The 15866-nt window shown below is 32.9% G+C and carries 16 protein-coding genes and 1 tRNA gene; 10 read left to right on the top strand and 7 right to left on the bottom strand.

Annotation, left to right across the window (positions count from 1 at the left end):
* Positions 1-25: 25 nt before the first annotated feature.
* From QZ286_RS01110 to QZ286_RS01085, 6 genes are all read left to right on the top strand, one after another.
* Positions 26-101 (top strand) — tRNA-Thr (locus tag QZ286_RS01110).
* Between the two features lie 92 nt (positions 102-193).
* Positions 194-1861, top strand: coding sequence for a hydroxylamine reductase (hcp, locus tag QZ286_RS01105; protein ID WP_291255130.1), 1668 nt, complete (start codon positions 194-196; stop codon positions 1859-1861).
* A 140-nt stretch (positions 1862-2001) separates the two neighbouring features.
* Entirely contained in the window at positions 2002-3705 is a 1704-nt protein-coding gene (locus QZ286_RS01100) for a flavocytochrome c (RefSeq protein WP_291255129.1), read from the top strand.
* Positions 3706-3834: 129 nt separating this feature from the next.
* Positions 3835-4608, top strand: a complete 774-nt coding sequence (locus tag QZ286_RS01095; protein WP_291255128.1) for an SDR family oxidoreductase — start codon at positions 3835-3837, stop codon at positions 4606-4608.
* 43 nt (positions 4609-4651) lie between these two features.
* Positions 4652-5815, top strand: coding sequence for a hypothetical protein (locus tag QZ286_RS01090; protein WP_291255127.1), 1164 nt, complete (start codon positions 4652-4654; stop codon positions 5813-5815).
* Between the two features lie 9 nt (positions 5816-5824).
* A complete protein-coding gene (locus tag QZ286_RS01085) occupies positions 5825-7075 on the top strand; it encodes an aminotransferase class I/II-fold pyridoxal phosphate-dependent enzyme (RefSeq protein WP_291255126.1) in 1251 nt (416 codons plus the stop codon).
* A 55-nt stretch (positions 7076-7130) separates the two neighbouring features.
* Here the strand turns inward: QZ286_RS01085 and QZ286_RS01080 are convergent, their stop codons facing one another.
* From QZ286_RS01080 to QZ286_RS01060, 5 genes are all read right to left on the bottom strand, one after another.
* A complete protein-coding gene (locus QZ286_RS01080; RefSeq protein ID WP_291255125.1) occupies positions 7131-7403 on the bottom strand; it encodes a hypothetical protein in 273 nt (90 codons plus the stop codon).
* Between the two features lie 101 nt (positions 7404-7504).
* A complete protein-coding gene (locus QZ286_RS01075) occupies positions 7505-7849 on the bottom strand; it encodes a histidine triad nucleotide-binding protein (protein ID WP_291255163.1) in 345 nt (114 codons plus the stop codon).
* Positions 7850-7862: 13 nt separating this feature from the next.
* On the bottom strand, positions 7863-8294 hold the full coding sequence (gene rpiB / locus QZ286_RS01070) for a ribose 5-phosphate isomerase B (RefSeq protein WP_291255124.1): 432 nt from the start codon (positions 8292-8294) through the stop codon (positions 7863-7865).
* Positions 8295-8369: 75 nt separating this feature from the next.
* Positions 8370-8864: a peptidylprolyl isomerase gene (locus QZ286_RS01065; protein ID WP_291255123.1), complete on the bottom strand. Its 495-nt coding sequence runs from the start codon at positions 8862-8864 to the stop codon at positions 8370-8372.
* A 74-nt stretch (positions 8865-8938) separates the two neighbouring features.
* Positions 8939-9526, bottom strand: coding sequence for a DJ-1/PfpI family protein (locus tag QZ286_RS01060; protein ID WP_291255122.1), 588 nt, complete (start codon positions 9524-9526; stop codon positions 8939-8941).
* Between the two features lie 119 nt (positions 9527-9645).
* Here QZ286_RS01060 and QZ286_RS01055 point away from each other — a divergent pair, with 119 nt between their 5' ends.
* The 4 genes from QZ286_RS01055 to QZ286_RS01040 all read left to right on the top strand — a co-directional run bounded on the left by QZ286_RS01055 (position 9646) and on the right by QZ286_RS01040 (position 14597).
* The gene (locus QZ286_RS01055; protein ID WP_291255121.1) at positions 9646-11994 is read left to right on the top strand and encodes an aminotransferase class I/II-fold pyridoxal phosphate-dependent enzyme; all 2349 of its coding nucleotides are present in this window, start codon (positions 9646-9648) and stop codon (positions 11992-11994) included.
* 113 nt (positions 11995-12107) lie between these two features.
* Positions 12108-12851 carry a WG repeat-containing protein gene (locus QZ286_RS01050; protein ID WP_291255120.1) on the top strand — a complete coding sequence of 248 codons (744 nt, stop codon included), beginning with the start codon at positions 12108-12110 and terminating at the stop codon, positions 12849-12851.
* Between the two features lie 9 nt (positions 12852-12860).
* Positions 12861-13727 carry a mechanosensitive ion channel domain-containing protein gene (locus tag QZ286_RS01045; protein ID WP_291255119.1) on the top strand — a complete coding sequence of 289 codons (867 nt, stop codon included), beginning with the start codon at positions 12861-12863 and terminating at the stop codon, positions 13725-13727.
* A 9-nt stretch (positions 13728-13736) separates the two neighbouring features.
* The gene (locus QZ286_RS01040) at positions 13737-14597 is read left to right on the top strand and encodes a YitT family protein (protein ID WP_291255118.1); all 861 of its coding nucleotides are present in this window, start codon (positions 13737-13739) and stop codon (positions 14595-14597) included.
* Positions 14598-14640: 43 nt separating this feature from the next.
* Here QZ286_RS01040 and QZ286_RS01035 read toward each other — a convergent pair whose 3' ends face one another.
* Together QZ286_RS01035 and QZ286_RS01030 are read right to left on the bottom strand one after the other, a co-directional pair.
* Positions 14641-15261 carry a flavodoxin family protein gene (locus QZ286_RS01035; protein ID WP_291255117.1) on the bottom strand — a complete coding sequence of 207 codons (621 nt, stop codon included), beginning with the start codon at positions 15259-15261 and terminating at the stop codon, positions 14641-14643.
* 22 nt (positions 15262-15283) lie between these two features.
* Positions 15284-15844: a hypothetical protein gene (locus QZ286_RS01030; protein ID WP_291255116.1), complete on the bottom strand. Its 561-nt coding sequence runs from the start codon at positions 15842-15844 to the stop codon at positions 15284-15286.
* Between the last annotated feature and the right edge of the window lie 22 nt (positions 15845-15866).

Genomic DNA, 15866 nt, shown 5'->3' with positions numbered 1-15866 from the left:
TAAATGTGCTATGATTAAGTTAGTTGCTCTAGTAGCTCACTAGGCAGAGCACTTGCATGGTAAGCAAGAGGTAGGTGGTTCGAATCCACTCTGGAGCACCATAAAAAATATCTAGATCGGTAACATATGTTACCGATTTTTTTTTAATTTTAATGTACTATATTAGTGAAGTAAATTTAAGGAGGTAGTTTTTATGTGTAATGGAAAGATGTTTTGTTATCAATGTCAAGAGACAGCTCAAGGCAAGGGTTGTTCAATTGTAGGTGTATGTGGGAAAAAGGCAGAAACAGCTAATTTACAAGATCTGTTAATATATATTACAAAAAGTGTAGCTATCTGTAGCTCAATTTTAAGAAGAAGAGAGAGTATTTCAAGAGAGATAGAGAGATACCTAATCAATTCACTATTTATCACAATAACTAATGCTAACTTTGATGATGAGGCTATTATAGCTGAGATAAGAAAAGGATTGAAATTGAGAGAGGAATTGAAATCAAAATTGCTTGAGAGTGAAAATGTAGAGCTTGAAAAGTATGGAGAGATAGTTTCAGTAACTATAAATAGTGATGAGGAGATATTGGAATATTCTAAGAGAAAAGAGGTTGGAATCTTAAGAAGTGAAAACGAGGATATAAGATCGTTGAGAGAGCTATTGACATATGGATTAAAGGGTATGGGAGCTTATGCTGAACATGCTATGAATTTAGGAAAAGTAGATAGTGATATAATTGCCTTTGTGGAAAAAGGGTTGATAGCAACTTTAGATGATACAATGACAGGTGAAGAGTTAACAGCCTTAGTCTTAGAGTGTGGAAACTATGGAGTGAAGGTAATGGCTCTTTTAGATGAGGCAAATACCTCAGCTTTTGGAAATCCTGTAATTACAAAGGTAAATATAGGAGTAGGGTCAAGACCGGGAATACTTATAAGTGGACACGATTTAAATGACTTGAAACAGTTATTGGAGCAGAGTGAGAATAGTGGAGTGGATATCTATACTCATTCTGAGATGTTACCAGGACATTACTATCCAGAATTAAAAAAATATCCACACTTTTTTGGAAACTATGGAAATGCTTGGTGGAAGCAGAAGGAGGAGTTTGAGAAATTTAATGGACCAATAGTGTTTACAACAAACTGTATAGTTCCACCTTCAAAGGAGTCAACTTACCAAGATAGAGTATTTACAACTAATGCAGCTGGTTATCCAGGATGGAAAAGAGTTAAGATAAACAAAGATGGAAGTAAGGATTTTTCAGAAGTAATAGAGTTGGCAAAAAAGTGTAAATCTCCTACAGAATTGGAAAAAGGAGAGATAGTTGGTGGATTTGCACACAACCAAGTACTAACTCTAGCAGATAAAGTTATAGAGAATGTAAAATCAGGAGCAATTAAGAGATTTGTGGTAATGGCTGGTTGTGATGGAAGAATGAATAGTAGAAATTACTATACAGAATTTGCTGAAAAGTTGCCAAAAGACACAGTTATTTTAACTGCTGGTTGTGCAAAATATAAGTATAATAAATTAAATCTAGGAGAGATAAATGGTATTCCAAGAGTACTAGATGCTGGACAGTGTAATGATTCCTACTCACTAGCTGTGATTGCTTTAAAATTGAAGGAAGTTTTTGGATTAAATGACATAAACGAGTTACCAATTGTCTATAATATAGCTTGGTATGAACAAAAAGCTGTAATAGTATTACTTGCTCTACTATATTTAGGAGTGAAAAATATACACTTAGGACCAACACTACCAGCTTTTCTATCTCCAAATGTGGCTAAAGTCTTAGTTGATAATTTTGGAATTGCTGGGATAGGAAGTGTAGATGAAGATTTAGAAAAATTTAATTTGAGATAGTTATATACTTATATAGTTTGAAGTGTTTTGAAATAATCATAAAAATACCTCTTTAAATCGTTGACAATATGTGTATCATAATATATAATATGTTGTATATGTGATACTAATATTAAAATAATTTGGGAGGTATTTTTTATATGAAAAAAAGACTGATAAGTATGATTTCAGCTTTATCACTTCTTTTTACAGCTAGCTATGGAGCAGAGGTAGAGGGAGTTGGAAAAGGTTATAAAGGGGATATTAAAGTAGGAGTTACATATGAGGGTAACGAGATAAAAGAGGTAAAAGTATTAGAACATCAAGAGACTAACTTTACTAAAAGAGCTATGAAAGAGATCACTAAGAATATAGTGGCTACTCAAAATGTAGATGTAGACAACGTAGCAGGAGCAACTTATACATCTGAAGGGATAAAAGAGGCTGTTAAATCTGCAATAGCAACAGCTGGAATAGTATTAAATAGCAAATCAGCAGTAAAAGAGGAGAAGGTGGCTTTAACTGATACTACAACTGATGTGGTAGTAGTAGGTGGAGGAGGTGCTGGACTTACAGCAGCTATCTCAGCTAAAGAAAAGGGAGTAAATGTAATACTAGTTGAAAAAATGGCAATGTTAGGTGGAAACACTAACTATGCAACAGCTGGAATAAATGCAGCTAACTCAAAATTACAGCAAAAATTAGGAATTGAAGATAGTTCAGAACTATTTTACCAAGATACATTAAAAGGTGGAAAGAATAAAAATAATCCTGAACTTTTAAAAACTATGACAGATAGATCTGGAGATATTATCACTTGGTTAGTAGATAGAGGAGCTGATCTAACAGAGGTAACTTATACAGGTGGTCAAAGTGTAAAAAGAATCCATAGACCAACAGGGGGAAAAGCTGTAGGACCTATGATTGTAGAGACATTAGGAAATGTAGCTGAAAAAGAGGGAATAGATATTAGACTTGAGAGTTCAGTAAAAGAGATATTAAAAGATGGAGATAAAGTAGTAGGTGTAAAAGTAGAACATAAGGGAGAGGTTTACACTATACATGCTAAAGCTGTAGTAATGGCAACAGGTGGATTTGGAGCTAACTCAAAAATGGTAGCTAAATATAAACCAGAGTTAAAGGATTTTGGATCAACAAATAGCCCAGCTATAACAGGAGAGGGAATAGCTATGGTTGAATCTGTGGGAGGAACATTAGTAGATATGACAGAGATACAAACTCACCCAACAGTTGTTCATCACAATACAGCTATGATAACAGAGGCTGTTAGAGGAGAGGGAGCTATCCTTGTAAATAGAAAAGGAGAGAGATTTATCAATGAGCTAGAGACAAGAGACGTGGTTTCTAAAGCGGAGTTAGCTCAAGATGGTAAGAGTGCTTTCTTAGTATTTGATGAGTCTATAAGAGAGAAACTAGGGGCTATAAACAACTACATTAAAAAAGGTTATGCTATATCTGGTAACTCATTAGATGAATTAGCTGAAAAAATAGGAGTGGATAAGAAAAATCTTAATGCTACTATGAATAAATACAATGAGTATGTAAAAGCTGGAAAAGATACAGAGTTCAATAAGAATATTCTACCAAGAGAGTTAGGAAAAGCTCCTTTCTACGCAATTGAGGTTTCACCTGCTGTACACCATACAATGGGAGGAGTTTCTATCAATAGTTCTGCTGAAGTGTTGACAGCTGATGGAAAGGTAATAAAAGGACTTTATGCAGCTGGAGAGATAACTGGTGGAGTACATGGAGCTAACAGAATAGGTGGAAACGCTATGACAGATATAACTGTATTTGGAAATATAGCTGGAAATAATGCAGCTGAATACTCTAAGAATAACTAATATAAATTAAATAGAAAATTGTTAGAAAAGGAGAAGATTTTACTTTGAGTAAGATTTTCTCCTTTTTATAGCTTTATGAGGTAAAATATGCTAGAATTACCTTATATTAGAGAGTGAAAGGGAGTTTGAATGAGAGTATTGATAACAGGGGCAACAGGTGGAATTGGAGAGGCTTTAATTCAAGTATTTGCCTCAGAGGGTTATGAGATTATAGCAGTAGGAAGGAATAGAGAGAAGTTAGAAGAGTTGGAGAAAAGATTTCCCAAAAGGGTAGTGGGATATTCAGTAGATCTAGAGAGTAGTGATGAGATAGATAGATTTTTTGAGAGTGTGGATAATTTGGATATCAATATACTTATCAATGGGGCAGGAGTTGGAGAGATAGGATATTTTGAAGATATTTCATATTCAGATTTAAAGAGTATGCTCAATACAAATGTGTTGGCTCTGACTAAGTTTACAAAGTATTTTTATGATAAGATGGTAAAAAAAGGAGAGGGACATATTATAAATATATCTTCAACTGCTGGATTTCAGCAAGGTGGTGCTCTTATGAGTGCCTATTATGCAACCAAAGCTTATGTGAATTCACTAACTTTATCTATCTATGAGGAGGGAAGAGAAAAGGGGGTAAAAGTGACTCTCTTAGCTCCAGGACCTACTAAAACAAATTTTAAAGGAATGGATAAGAAGTTGACCAGCTTTGAAAAAATCTATGTAACTACAGCTGAAGAGGTAGCAAAAGAGTTGTGGAGTGGGTTAAAAAGAGAGAAGTTGATAGTTATTCCTGGAAGAATAAATAGGATTTTATATTTTATAGATAAGTTTATCCCATTGAAATTAAAGCTAAAATTAGTGAAGAGGGTACAGATGAAAAAAATGGAAAAAATATTTTTGTTTTAGTAAAAAAGTGATATAATAATTTCATTAAAAAGTGGAGGGGATTATGAAAAAAATTTATCTCATGTTGATCTTGATAGTGACATTGTGTAGTTGTTCTTACTTTCAGGTAAAAGATGCAATAAAAGAGGCAGATAGAGGAAATTATGTGGCATCTCTAAATAGTTTATTAAGTGTTTTGAGAGAGGACAGTGAGGATAGACGTGCTTTAGATGCTTTTGAATTGATCTATCCAAGTGCTGAAAAAAAGTATTATGATGAGCTGGATCTCTCAAGAGGAATTGATATAGTGAGATATACCAAGGCTCTATTAAATCTTTTGAGAGTGCAAGAGGCATACTATAATTTACCTGAAATTAGTAAAAAATCTGTGGCAGTTGTGAAACCTCCAATACAGGAGAGAAACTCTATAAAAAAGGAGTTAGCTCAAAATTTTTATGATTTAGGTATGAGAATGAAACCTGTGACATATGAGGAGAAATTGAGAACATATGGATATTTTTCACAGGCTAAAAAATATGACTTAAATGAGAGAAAAGATATTAAGAGTAAGTATAACTCTAGTAGAGAGAGTGCCTTAGGAAGATTCTATCTGAATTTTACAGGGGAGAGAAGATACTTTGTGGACAGTTCAAAGGAGAGAGTACAAAAGAATTTGGAGAGTTATCCATTATTTTCTTTAGGTAACAGTAAAAATTATAATTTGAGATATGATGTAAATATCTCTAATGTGAATTATCTACCACCAAAAACTATGAGTTATAGTGGAATAGATAGTTATATTGAGAAAGTTATAAAAAAAGTGATGGAAAAAGTAGTTGAAACAAAGGTAGTAGATGGAAAAACAGTGCAGGTTGAAAAATGGGTTCCTGTGGAGAAAGTAGTAGAGGTAGAGGTATTTTATAGATATGTTGAGTATATTAAAGAGACATCTATGAGTTATGACCTTTCATATGTACTTAAAGAGAAGAATGGAACAGTGATAAAAGAGAATAAGAAAAAAATAGCATTTAAAGATAGAGTAAATTGGGTTGAGTACTATCCGCTAAATCCAATACTTGGATTTAGACCAATTAATTTCCCAGTCAGTGAGTATGAAAAATATGTGTTGAGTAGGGAAGCTATGGAGGAGAAGGTATTACAACTTGGAAATGATGAGCTAGATGGAGTGTTAAAAGAGTTAGATTCAAATAGAATAATTGATTGGTAGGTGAAGATTATGATAGCTAAAGATCTAGGTGATAGAGAGATTGTAGATAAGGTTTTTTCAGTTGCAAAGAAAGCTAAAGAGGCTATGTTGGAGTATGGAGATAGTGTTATAGATGCAACAATAGGATCTCTATATGATGAGGAGGGAAAACTCGTTGTCTTGAATACAGCAATGGAGGTATATAGGGAGTTACCCCCTGAGGATATAACAGGATATGCTTCAAATTTTACTGGAACTCCAGAGTATAAGGAGAGTGTAAAAATCTCAATTTTTGGTAGAGATTATGAGAGTTTTTTATCAGAGCATCACTGTGAAGTGATTGCTACACCTGGTGGAAGTGGAGCTATCAGTACAAGTATTAGAAATTATCTAGGATATGGGGATACTATTTTATTGCCTAAATGGTTGTGGAGTCCATACATTCTTATGGCTAAAGATAGAAAAGGAAGCTGTGAGTTTTATGAGATGTTCAATAATAAAAATGAGTTTGATATAGCTGATCTTAAAGAGAGAGTGGAAAGATTATCAAAAATACAGGAGAATGTGGTTTTGATAATCAATGATCCCTGCCAAAATCCAACTGGTTACCGTTTGACAATTGAAGAGTGGCAAAGAGTGAGAGAGATATTGGTAGATTGCTCTAAAAGAGCCAATGTGATTGTTATTGTGGATATTGCTTATATTGATTTTGATGACAGAGAGTTTGAGGAGAAAAGAGAGTTTTTAGAGATATTCAAAAATCTACCAGAGAGAGTTTTGACAATTTTTACATTTAGTCTTTCAAAATCATTAACTTGTTATGGTTTGAGAGTTGGGGCTCAAATTGCTTTAACTACATCAGAAACAGTAATTAAAGAGTTTGTTTCAGCTAACTCCTACACTTGCCGTGCCACTTGGTCAAATATATCAAGAGGTGGAATGGCAATGTTTAGTAAGCTTATCTCTGACACAGAAAAAACTGAAAAATTGAGAGTTGAAAGAGAGCAGTATAGGGAGCTTATAGCTCAAAGAGCAGAGATCTTTATAAGAGAGGCTAGAGAGTGCAGATTAGATATCTTACCATATGTAAGTGGATTCTTTTTAACTATTCCAACAGGAGAGTATACAGCTAAAATGGAGGAGTTATTAGAGAAAAATCACATCTATACAGTGGTATTGGATGAGGGGATAAGAATAGCTCTTTGTAGTGTTCCTAAGAGAAAGATAGAGGGATTGGCTTTTAAAATAAAAGAGCTTTTAGAGTGTGCAAAACAGAAATAGGGTAATAAAAAAGCTGTAGATTATCTCTACAGCTTAAATTATTTACTTATAACTCTTATTTGCTAAAGTATTTACCTTCAATATCCTCATAGTTATCAACTGAGTGCTCAGTACCTTGTACTTTTTTCATATCATATTTGATCTGCTCAGCTATGATAGATACATACTTAGCTAGAACTTCCTGCTTTTCTAATAATAATTTCTTCTGATCCTCATCAGTACCAGTTTTAAATTCTTCACTATTGATGAAGTTATTAAGTCTTTCTAATCTAGCTACTTCTGCTTCATACTCCTCTTTGATGTATTTTAGATTTTTTTCGATTCCCATAATAATCCTCCTTATAATAAAAAATCTTTTCCTTTAAAGTAAATTATTATACTATACCTCTATTATACACCCTTTTAGAAATTTTACAAGTAAATTATTAATTAATCAGCAAGTAATGCTCCTAATCTCTTTCCACCTAAGATGTGAAAATGTAGGTGGAATACCTCTTGTCCACCAAATTCATTACAATTTGTAATCACTCTATAACCATCTTCTGCAATTCCAAGATCTTTAGTTATTTTAGCAATGGCAAGATACATCTCTCCAATTATCTCTCTATCCTCTTCAGTAATGTGATTGATAGTAGGGATCTCTTTTTTAGGCACTACTAAAATATGTACAGGAGCAGCAGGGTTAATATCTTTAAAAGCGATAACTTTATCATTTTCAAAGACAATAGAAGCTGGGATCTCTCTATTTATTATTTTTGTAAAAATAGTTGCCATATAATCATCTCCATTAAATTTCTTCAATAGCGTTTATTCTGTTAAGATGTCTTCCACCGTCAAATTGAGTATTTAAGAAGATATCTACCATTTCAAGAGCAAGAACATCTCCTACTATTCTTCCACCCATAGCTAAAACATTTGCATCATTGTGCTCTCTTGTCAATCTAGCCATAGTTGTGTTTGTGCAAAGAGCTGCTCTTACACCTGGTACTTTGTTAGCAGAGATAGAGATTCCTATTCCTGTTCCACATACAACGATACCATAGTCAGCATCTTTATTTACAACAGCATGTCCAACAGCATGTCCAAACTTAGGATAATCAACAGAAGCAGTTGAGTTAGTTCCTAAATCTAATACTTCATACCCCTTTTCTAAAAGATGAGTTTTAATCTTCTCCTTTAATTCAAATCCACCGTGATCAGCACCTAAAGCTATTTTCATTTTTCCTCCTTAAAATTCTAAATATTTTTATTCAAACTTAATAAAAGGACTGACAAAAGCCAGTCCCATAATTAATTACTCACAATCATCTTCAAATCCGTGGAAATGAACATGTCCATGCTCTAATTCTTCAGCAGTAGCTTCTCTTACATCAGTTACTTGAACTTCAAATCTAAGATCTTTTCCAGCAAATGGGTGGTTTCCGTCAGCTACAACTACATCATCTTCGATAGATGTAATAACATATTGTTGTTCAGTTCCGTCATCCATATCAGCTATGAATTCCATTCCTTCATAAATATCATCAAACTCTACGAAATCCTCTTTGCTCATCTCTTCGATAAGCTCCTCATCATACTCTCCGTATCCTTCTTCTGGAGATATCATTATAGTTGTAGAGAATCCTTTCTCTTTTCCTTCAAGAATCTCTTCTACTTTTGGAACGAATTGTCCCTCACCATGAATATAGAAAAAAGGTCCTACATCATTTGTATCTTCTAAAAGCTCGTTATTAGCGTTGTCATAAACTTTAAACTCAAGAGTTACAACCTTATCTTTTGAAATTTTCATACCTTTCACCTCTTAATAATATAATAGTTCTACTAAAAGAATAACATAAATTTTAGAGTATGTCTATCTATTTATCAAAAACCCATATTATATTTAACTTTTTCTACATTTTTTTTATCAGTTAGAAGCTCAAGGAGTAAAAAAGCAGTTTCAATAGCGTTTTTAGGTGCCGAACAGGTGATGATATTATGATCTCGTACTAAAGGCTCTCTAACAGGGATAGCACCATAGTTTTTTAATTGGTTAAAGTATCTATCATTGTCATATAGATAAGTAGTAGCCTTTTTATCTCTGAGGATTCCAGCCTCTCCCAAAGGAATAACTCCAGTACATATTCCTACAATCAACTTATTATTTTCAAAAAAATGTTGTATAATATTCTTAAAGGAGCTTTTTTTCATATCTTCAAAATATCCCTTGAACCCAAAACCACCAGGGATCACAAGTGCATCATACTCATTTAGAGAGAGAGTTTCAAATTCTAAATTTATTTCAGGAATAATCTTTAAATTCCAAGTATTTGAGATTATATTGTGGAAGCCAGCTGTTTTTAAAAGAGTGTTCTTTTTTCCTACAATGTTGTTCCAGCCAAAAATATCAACAAAGGGAGATATCTCAAGTATTTCAGTCCCTTGTGAAATAAGTAGTAAAATTTTCTGCATAAATTTTCTCCTAAAAAAATAAAAATCATTGACTAATTTGTTAAAAAGCTTTACAATACATCAGTACAATAGAATTATACAATATAAGAATAAAAAAAACAATAACCAAAGGAGGTAAGATGTCAAAGCTAGACCAAAATAAAACTCCATTATTTTCTGTATTGAAAGATGTATATGCTGGAAGAGATATGCTTCCATTTCATGTACCTGGACATAAGAGAGGAAAAGGAGTAGACAAAGAATTTTATGATTTTATGGGGAATGGACCTTTCTCCATAGATGTAACTATTTTTAAGATGGTAGATGGATTACACCAACCAAAAAGTTGTATAAAGGAAGCTCAAGAATTAGCAGCTGATGCTTACGGAGTAAAGAAAAGTTTCTTTGCTGTAAATGGAACATCTGGAGCTATCCAAGCAATGATTATGTCTGTTATTAAAGCAGGAGAGAAGATATTAGTTCCAAGAAACGTACATAAATCAGTATCTGCTGGAATAATATTAAGTGGTTCTGAACCAATTTATATGAATCCAGAAGTAGATGAGGAGTTAGGAATAGCCCACGGCGTTAGACCTCAAACTGTTGAGAATATGTTAAAGCAACACCCAGATATTAAGGCTGTTCTTATTATCAACCCTACTTATTATGGAGTGGCTACTGATATTAAAAAGATAGCTGAGATAGTTCACAGTTATGATATTCCATTAATAGTAGATGAGGCTCACGGACCACACCTACACTTCCATGATGAGTTACCAGTATCAGCTGTAGATTGTGGAGCAGATATCTGTACACAGAGTACACATAAGATAATAGGAGCAATGACTCAAATGTCACTTCTTCATGTAAACTCAGATAGAGTAGATGTAAATAGAGTTAAACAGATCTTAAGTTTACTTCATACGACATCACCTTCATATCCATTAATGGCTTCACTAGATTGTGCTAGAAGACAGATAGCAACTGAAGGTAAGGAGCTTTTAGACAAGGCTTTAAAATTAGCTAGACGTTTTAGAGCAGAGGTTAATAGAATTCCTGGAATGTCTTGTTTTGGAGAGGAGATAGTAGGAAGAGAGGGAGTATTTGCTTTTGATCCTACAAAGATAACAATAACTGCAAAAGAGTTAGGACTTACAGGTTCTGAATTAGAGAGTATCTTAACTGACGAGTATAACATACAGATGGAACTTTCAGATTTCTATAATGTATTAGGACTTGTTACAATTGGAGATACAGATGAGAGTATAGATAAGTTGATCAATGCTCTAAAGAGTATCAGTGAAAAATACTATGGAAAAGGAAATAAATTAAAGAGAGAATTCTTAAAAATGCCACCTATTCCAGAGCAAGTATTGATTCCAAGGGAAGCTTTCTACAGTGATAAGAATAAAGTTTTATTTGCTGAAAGTGAGGGAAAAATCTGTGGTGAGATGATAATGGCTTATCCACCAGGAATCCCTGTAATAACTCCAGGAGAGAGAATCTCTGCTGAGATTATAGATTATATCAACGACCTAAAAGATGCTCAGTTACATGTACAAGGAATGGAAGATCCAGAACTAGTATATATCAATGTAATTGAAGAGGAAGATGCTGTATATCTATATACTGAAAAAATGAAGAGCAAGATGTTTGGAGTTCCAATGAACTTAGGAGCTAATAAAGCTGGAATTGAGTTTGGACTAGACGTTCTTTGTGAAAACTATCCAGATACATTTGATGAGATGGAAGTTATCGAGATTGAAAAACAAAAAGAGAATTTCAACGAATGGAATTTAAAATATAAAAATACAATATTAGACACTTGTGAGAAACTAGCTTCTTCTGTAAATGAAGCTGTAAGAGATGGATATAGACCAATTATAATTGGAGGAGACCACTCAATAGCTCTAGGAAGTATATCAGGAGTATCATTGGAAAAAGAGATTGGAGTAGTGTGGATAGATGCTCACGGAGATATGAATACAGATGAGTCTACAATATCTGGAAATATCCACGGAATGCCACTAGCTCTATTACAAGGTGCTGGAGATAGAGATTTAGTAAACTGTTTCTATGAGGGTGCTAAGATAGATAGTAAAAATGTAGTAATACTAGGTGCTAGAGACTTAGACTTCAAAGAGAGAGAGGTTATTGATCAACTTGGAGTAAAAGTAATATACCATGATGAAGTATTACAAAAAGGATTGGATAGAGTGTTAGAAGAGATACAGGACTACTTAAAAGTAGACAATATCCATATCAGTTTTGACGTGGATTCTGTAAATCCAGAGTTTGCACCAGGAGTAAGTACTCCAGTAAGAAATGGATTTACTACTGATGAAGTATTCCAAACTTTCAAATTCCTATTTAAAAACTACTTTGTAACATCTGTTGATATTGTAGAATTTAACCCAGTAAATGATAAAAATAATAAAACACTAGATTTCGTAAATGAATTAACTGAGTATGTAGTTAATCCAGATTAATAGTATTTTAAAGGGGAAAGTAAAAAAATATTTTACTTATCCCCTTTTTTTTTCGCCTAAATAGAAGTATAATATAGTAAGGATATAGTACTTCTAAAGGTGGGGTGAGATATATGAAAAAAATGATTATACTGTTGATGCTTGTGTTCTCTGCACTGCTGTTGGCAGAGGAGAGATATATCTATGAAACAGTTCCAGTTACTCAAAAATTGGATAGTATAAGAGTTGTTAGAGTCTTAAATGGTGAGGATACAGGTCTGTATGGAATTATAGATCTAGATAATAACTTTTTGACAAAAACTAATAATATCTTAATCTCGCTTCAAGAAAATTACATATATTTAGTGGATATAGACTACAAAGAGGGTTTGATGACACTAGATGGAAAATGGATAGCTGAAATAGGTAAGTACAAGTACAAAGATAAACACTCAAGTATGTATATGAAGAGTGTAGGAAAGAGTACAAGAGAGTTTTTTATAGTATATTCAAAGGATAACGGTAGTTATAAGTATGGATATATAGATTACAATGGAGAGCTAATAATCCCTATGGAGTATGATGAGGCACAGAACTTCAATGAAGGTTTGGCCGGAGTTAAGTCCAATGGAAAATGGGGATTTATAGATGAAAATGGAAATGTGAGAATAGGTTTTAATTTTGACAGTGTAAGTGATTTCAAAGATGGAATGGCACTGGTGAAATTAGGTGATGAATCATATTATATTGATAAACAGGGAAATAGAAAGATATTTAAATCTTTATATAAAAATGTGAAAGGAAAGATTGAAAATATAGGATTTCATATTGGGGAAGCTTTTGAGAAGAAATTAAGAATAAAAGAGAAGACACGTTAGGAGAAAATAATGGATTTACTAGAGATAATTACTTCTGTCGAAGGCGAGAACGGAAAACACATTTTAAAGATTATTTTAAATGATTCAGTTATGTTTATTTTAAGACTTATACTGTTTCTAATTGTGATATATATAGGAAAAAAAATAATAGAATTTTTATTAAATAAGTTAGATGCAGTCCCCCAAACTAAATTAAATACAGGAGCAAGAGATTTTACAAAATCATTTGTAAAACTCAGTCTATATGTCGTTTTATTTTTATTGGGATTGTTAATTTTTGGATTTAATGAGCACTCTATATTTACAATGATCAGTGCTATAGGATTGGGAATAGGAATATCTCTAAAAGATTTTCTATCTAACTTGGCTGGTGGAGTGATAATACTGTTCACAAAACCATTCAATGTTGGAGAGTATATTGAGGTGAGTGGTGCCTTTGGAAAGGTGTGTAAGATTGAGGTATTCTCTACACATATAGATACTTTAGATAGTAAGAGAGTTATTATTCCAAATAACTTAATGGTGAATAGCTTGGTAGTTAATTATGATACAAATGAGTATAGAAAGATAAAGTTAGATATATCAGTTTCATATGAGTGTGACCATTTGAAAGCTATTGAGTTATTGGAGAATATTAGTAAAACATTTCCTGGACTGGAACATGATAGGAAGACCTTTATCAACTTTATGGAGTATGGGGCATCTTCAGTGAACATACTATTTATAGCTTGGTCAAAAAGGGACAATTACTATAGGACGAGAAGTCTTTTGATAGCACATATAATAAAAGTATTCAATGAGGCTAATATTGAGATACCATATGATAAATTAGATGTAAATATAAAGGAGGAGCCGGAGAAAGAGGAGCAAAATTAGGAGGAAAAAGTGCAAAATAAAATATTAAAATATTTAAAAGAGTATTCGATTATAACAGTTGGGTGTATATTCTATGCTGTTTCAATAAATTATTTTTTCATATCTAATCATTTAGCAGAGGGTGGAGTAGCAGGGATCTGTCTTATTTTATACTATTTATTTAAGATACCTGTAGGGATTATGTATTTTGTAATAAATATACCACTACTTATAATGGCTTGGAAGATGGTTGGAAAGGATTTTTTGTTTAAAACTCTCTATGGGACTACTTGTTTATCAGTTTTATTGTCACTTACAGAGAATATCAAAGGACCGACTAATGATATTATGTTAGGATCAATTTATGGAGGTCTATTTGTAGGTATTGGATTAGGATTGATATTTATGGTAAATGGATCTACTGGTGGAACAGACGTAGTTGCTCGTATACTAAATAGATATTTTGATATTCCATTGGGAAAGACAATGCTCTTTCTTGATGTGGTAATTTTAGGGATAGCAGCCATATTTTTTGGAAAAGAGATAGTTATGTACACTTTAATAGCTATGTTAATTGTATCAAAGGCTATTGATTATTTTCAAGATGGGTATACTAAATCAAAGGGAATTACAATAATATCTGAAAAATCTGATGAGATAAGAAGTAAAATTATGAAGGAAACAGAGAGAGGAACTACTATTATAAATGGTATAGGTGGTTATACTCAAAATAATATAAAAATTGTCTATTGTGTAGCTAGTAAATTTGAGCTAAATAGAATAAAGATGATTGTTAAGGAGATTGATTCTTATGCTTTCATAACTGTATCAGATGTTTCTGAAGTATGGGGAGAGGGATTCAAATCTCTGCGGTCAAATAAAAAACATTAAACTAAAAAAAGAGAGCGAGTAGAGTGTTTCGCTCTCTTTTATATTATCTAATAAAGTTAGTTTTAATAGGAGTTTCGTAATCTACAGGTTTAACTCCCAGCTTTTTACCAGCTTCAATACATTGAAGTAACCAGATAAAATTTTGAGCTAAGGTTCTTAATGTTTGTAATCCTTCCTCATCTTGTATAACCTCTTCGGGAGTATTTCCATGTATCTGATTCCAATATTGAGAGGTAACAATAGGCATATTAGAGATACTGAAATACTTGTTTAATCTATCAAAAGCTGAACTTGCACCTCCGCGTCTACAAGATACAATTGCTGTTCCAAGCTTTCCAGTCATCTTACTTCTGTACGAGTAAAACAATCTATCTAAGAAGGCAGTGACCTGTCCAGAGGGACCAGCATAGTAAACAGGAGAGCCTACAACTATTCCCTCAAACTCCTCTATTCTCTCGCCAATTCTATTAACCTCATCATCAAAGACACATTTTCCAACACTTCTACATTTACCACAAGCTATACAACCAGCTATAGGTTTTTTTCCAAGGTAGAGTATTTCACTTTCAATACCTGACTTTGAAAATACTTGAGCCATCTCTTTTAAACCTGTATAGGTACATCCTTTTTCGTTAGGACTACCATTGATCAATAAAACTTTCATAAAAATCCTTCCTTTTCTATTTTTATTTCTCTTTATGATCTAAGAAACACTTTAAGCAAACACCTTTAAAGTGGTTTCCAATAATGATCTCTCCTCCATCTTTATTTTGACTTTCATCAACTAAAATATTCATTGTAGCCTTAGCATCTCCACACACTTCACAAACAGTAGGAATCTCAACAATTTTAGTAACGAATGGTAACATGTAAGCTACTGTTTCAAAAAGCTCACCCATAAAATTAGACATAAGCCCATAACTAAAAACAAGTGTTTTAGAGTTTCTAATGATTTTAACTAGATCATCTATCTGAGATTTTGTAATAAACTGTACTTCATCTATTAAAATAAGATTGGGTTTATTTTCAAGCCACCAATCATAAAGGTTGAAATCTTTAGTCATTATAATGGCGTCCATACCCTCTTTTAAGGCTCTACTCTTTATCTTTCCACCATCTCTAGTATTTGTTGAAGGTTGAAAGACAGCCACCTTTTTACCAGCCATAATATTTCTATGTCCAGTCAAAATAAGTTCAGCACTTTTTCTAGCACCAACAACTGAATAATAAAATACGAATTTTCCCATTGAACTCTCCTTTATAAAAAAT

Source organism: Fusobacterium sp., assembly GCF_019012925.1.
GTDB lineage: Bacteria > Fusobacteriota > Fusobacteriia > Fusobacteriales > Fusobacteriaceae > Fusobacterium_A.
The sequence above is the reverse complement of the archived record's forward strand: the minus strand, read 5'-3'. Positions and strand labels throughout refer to the sequence as shown.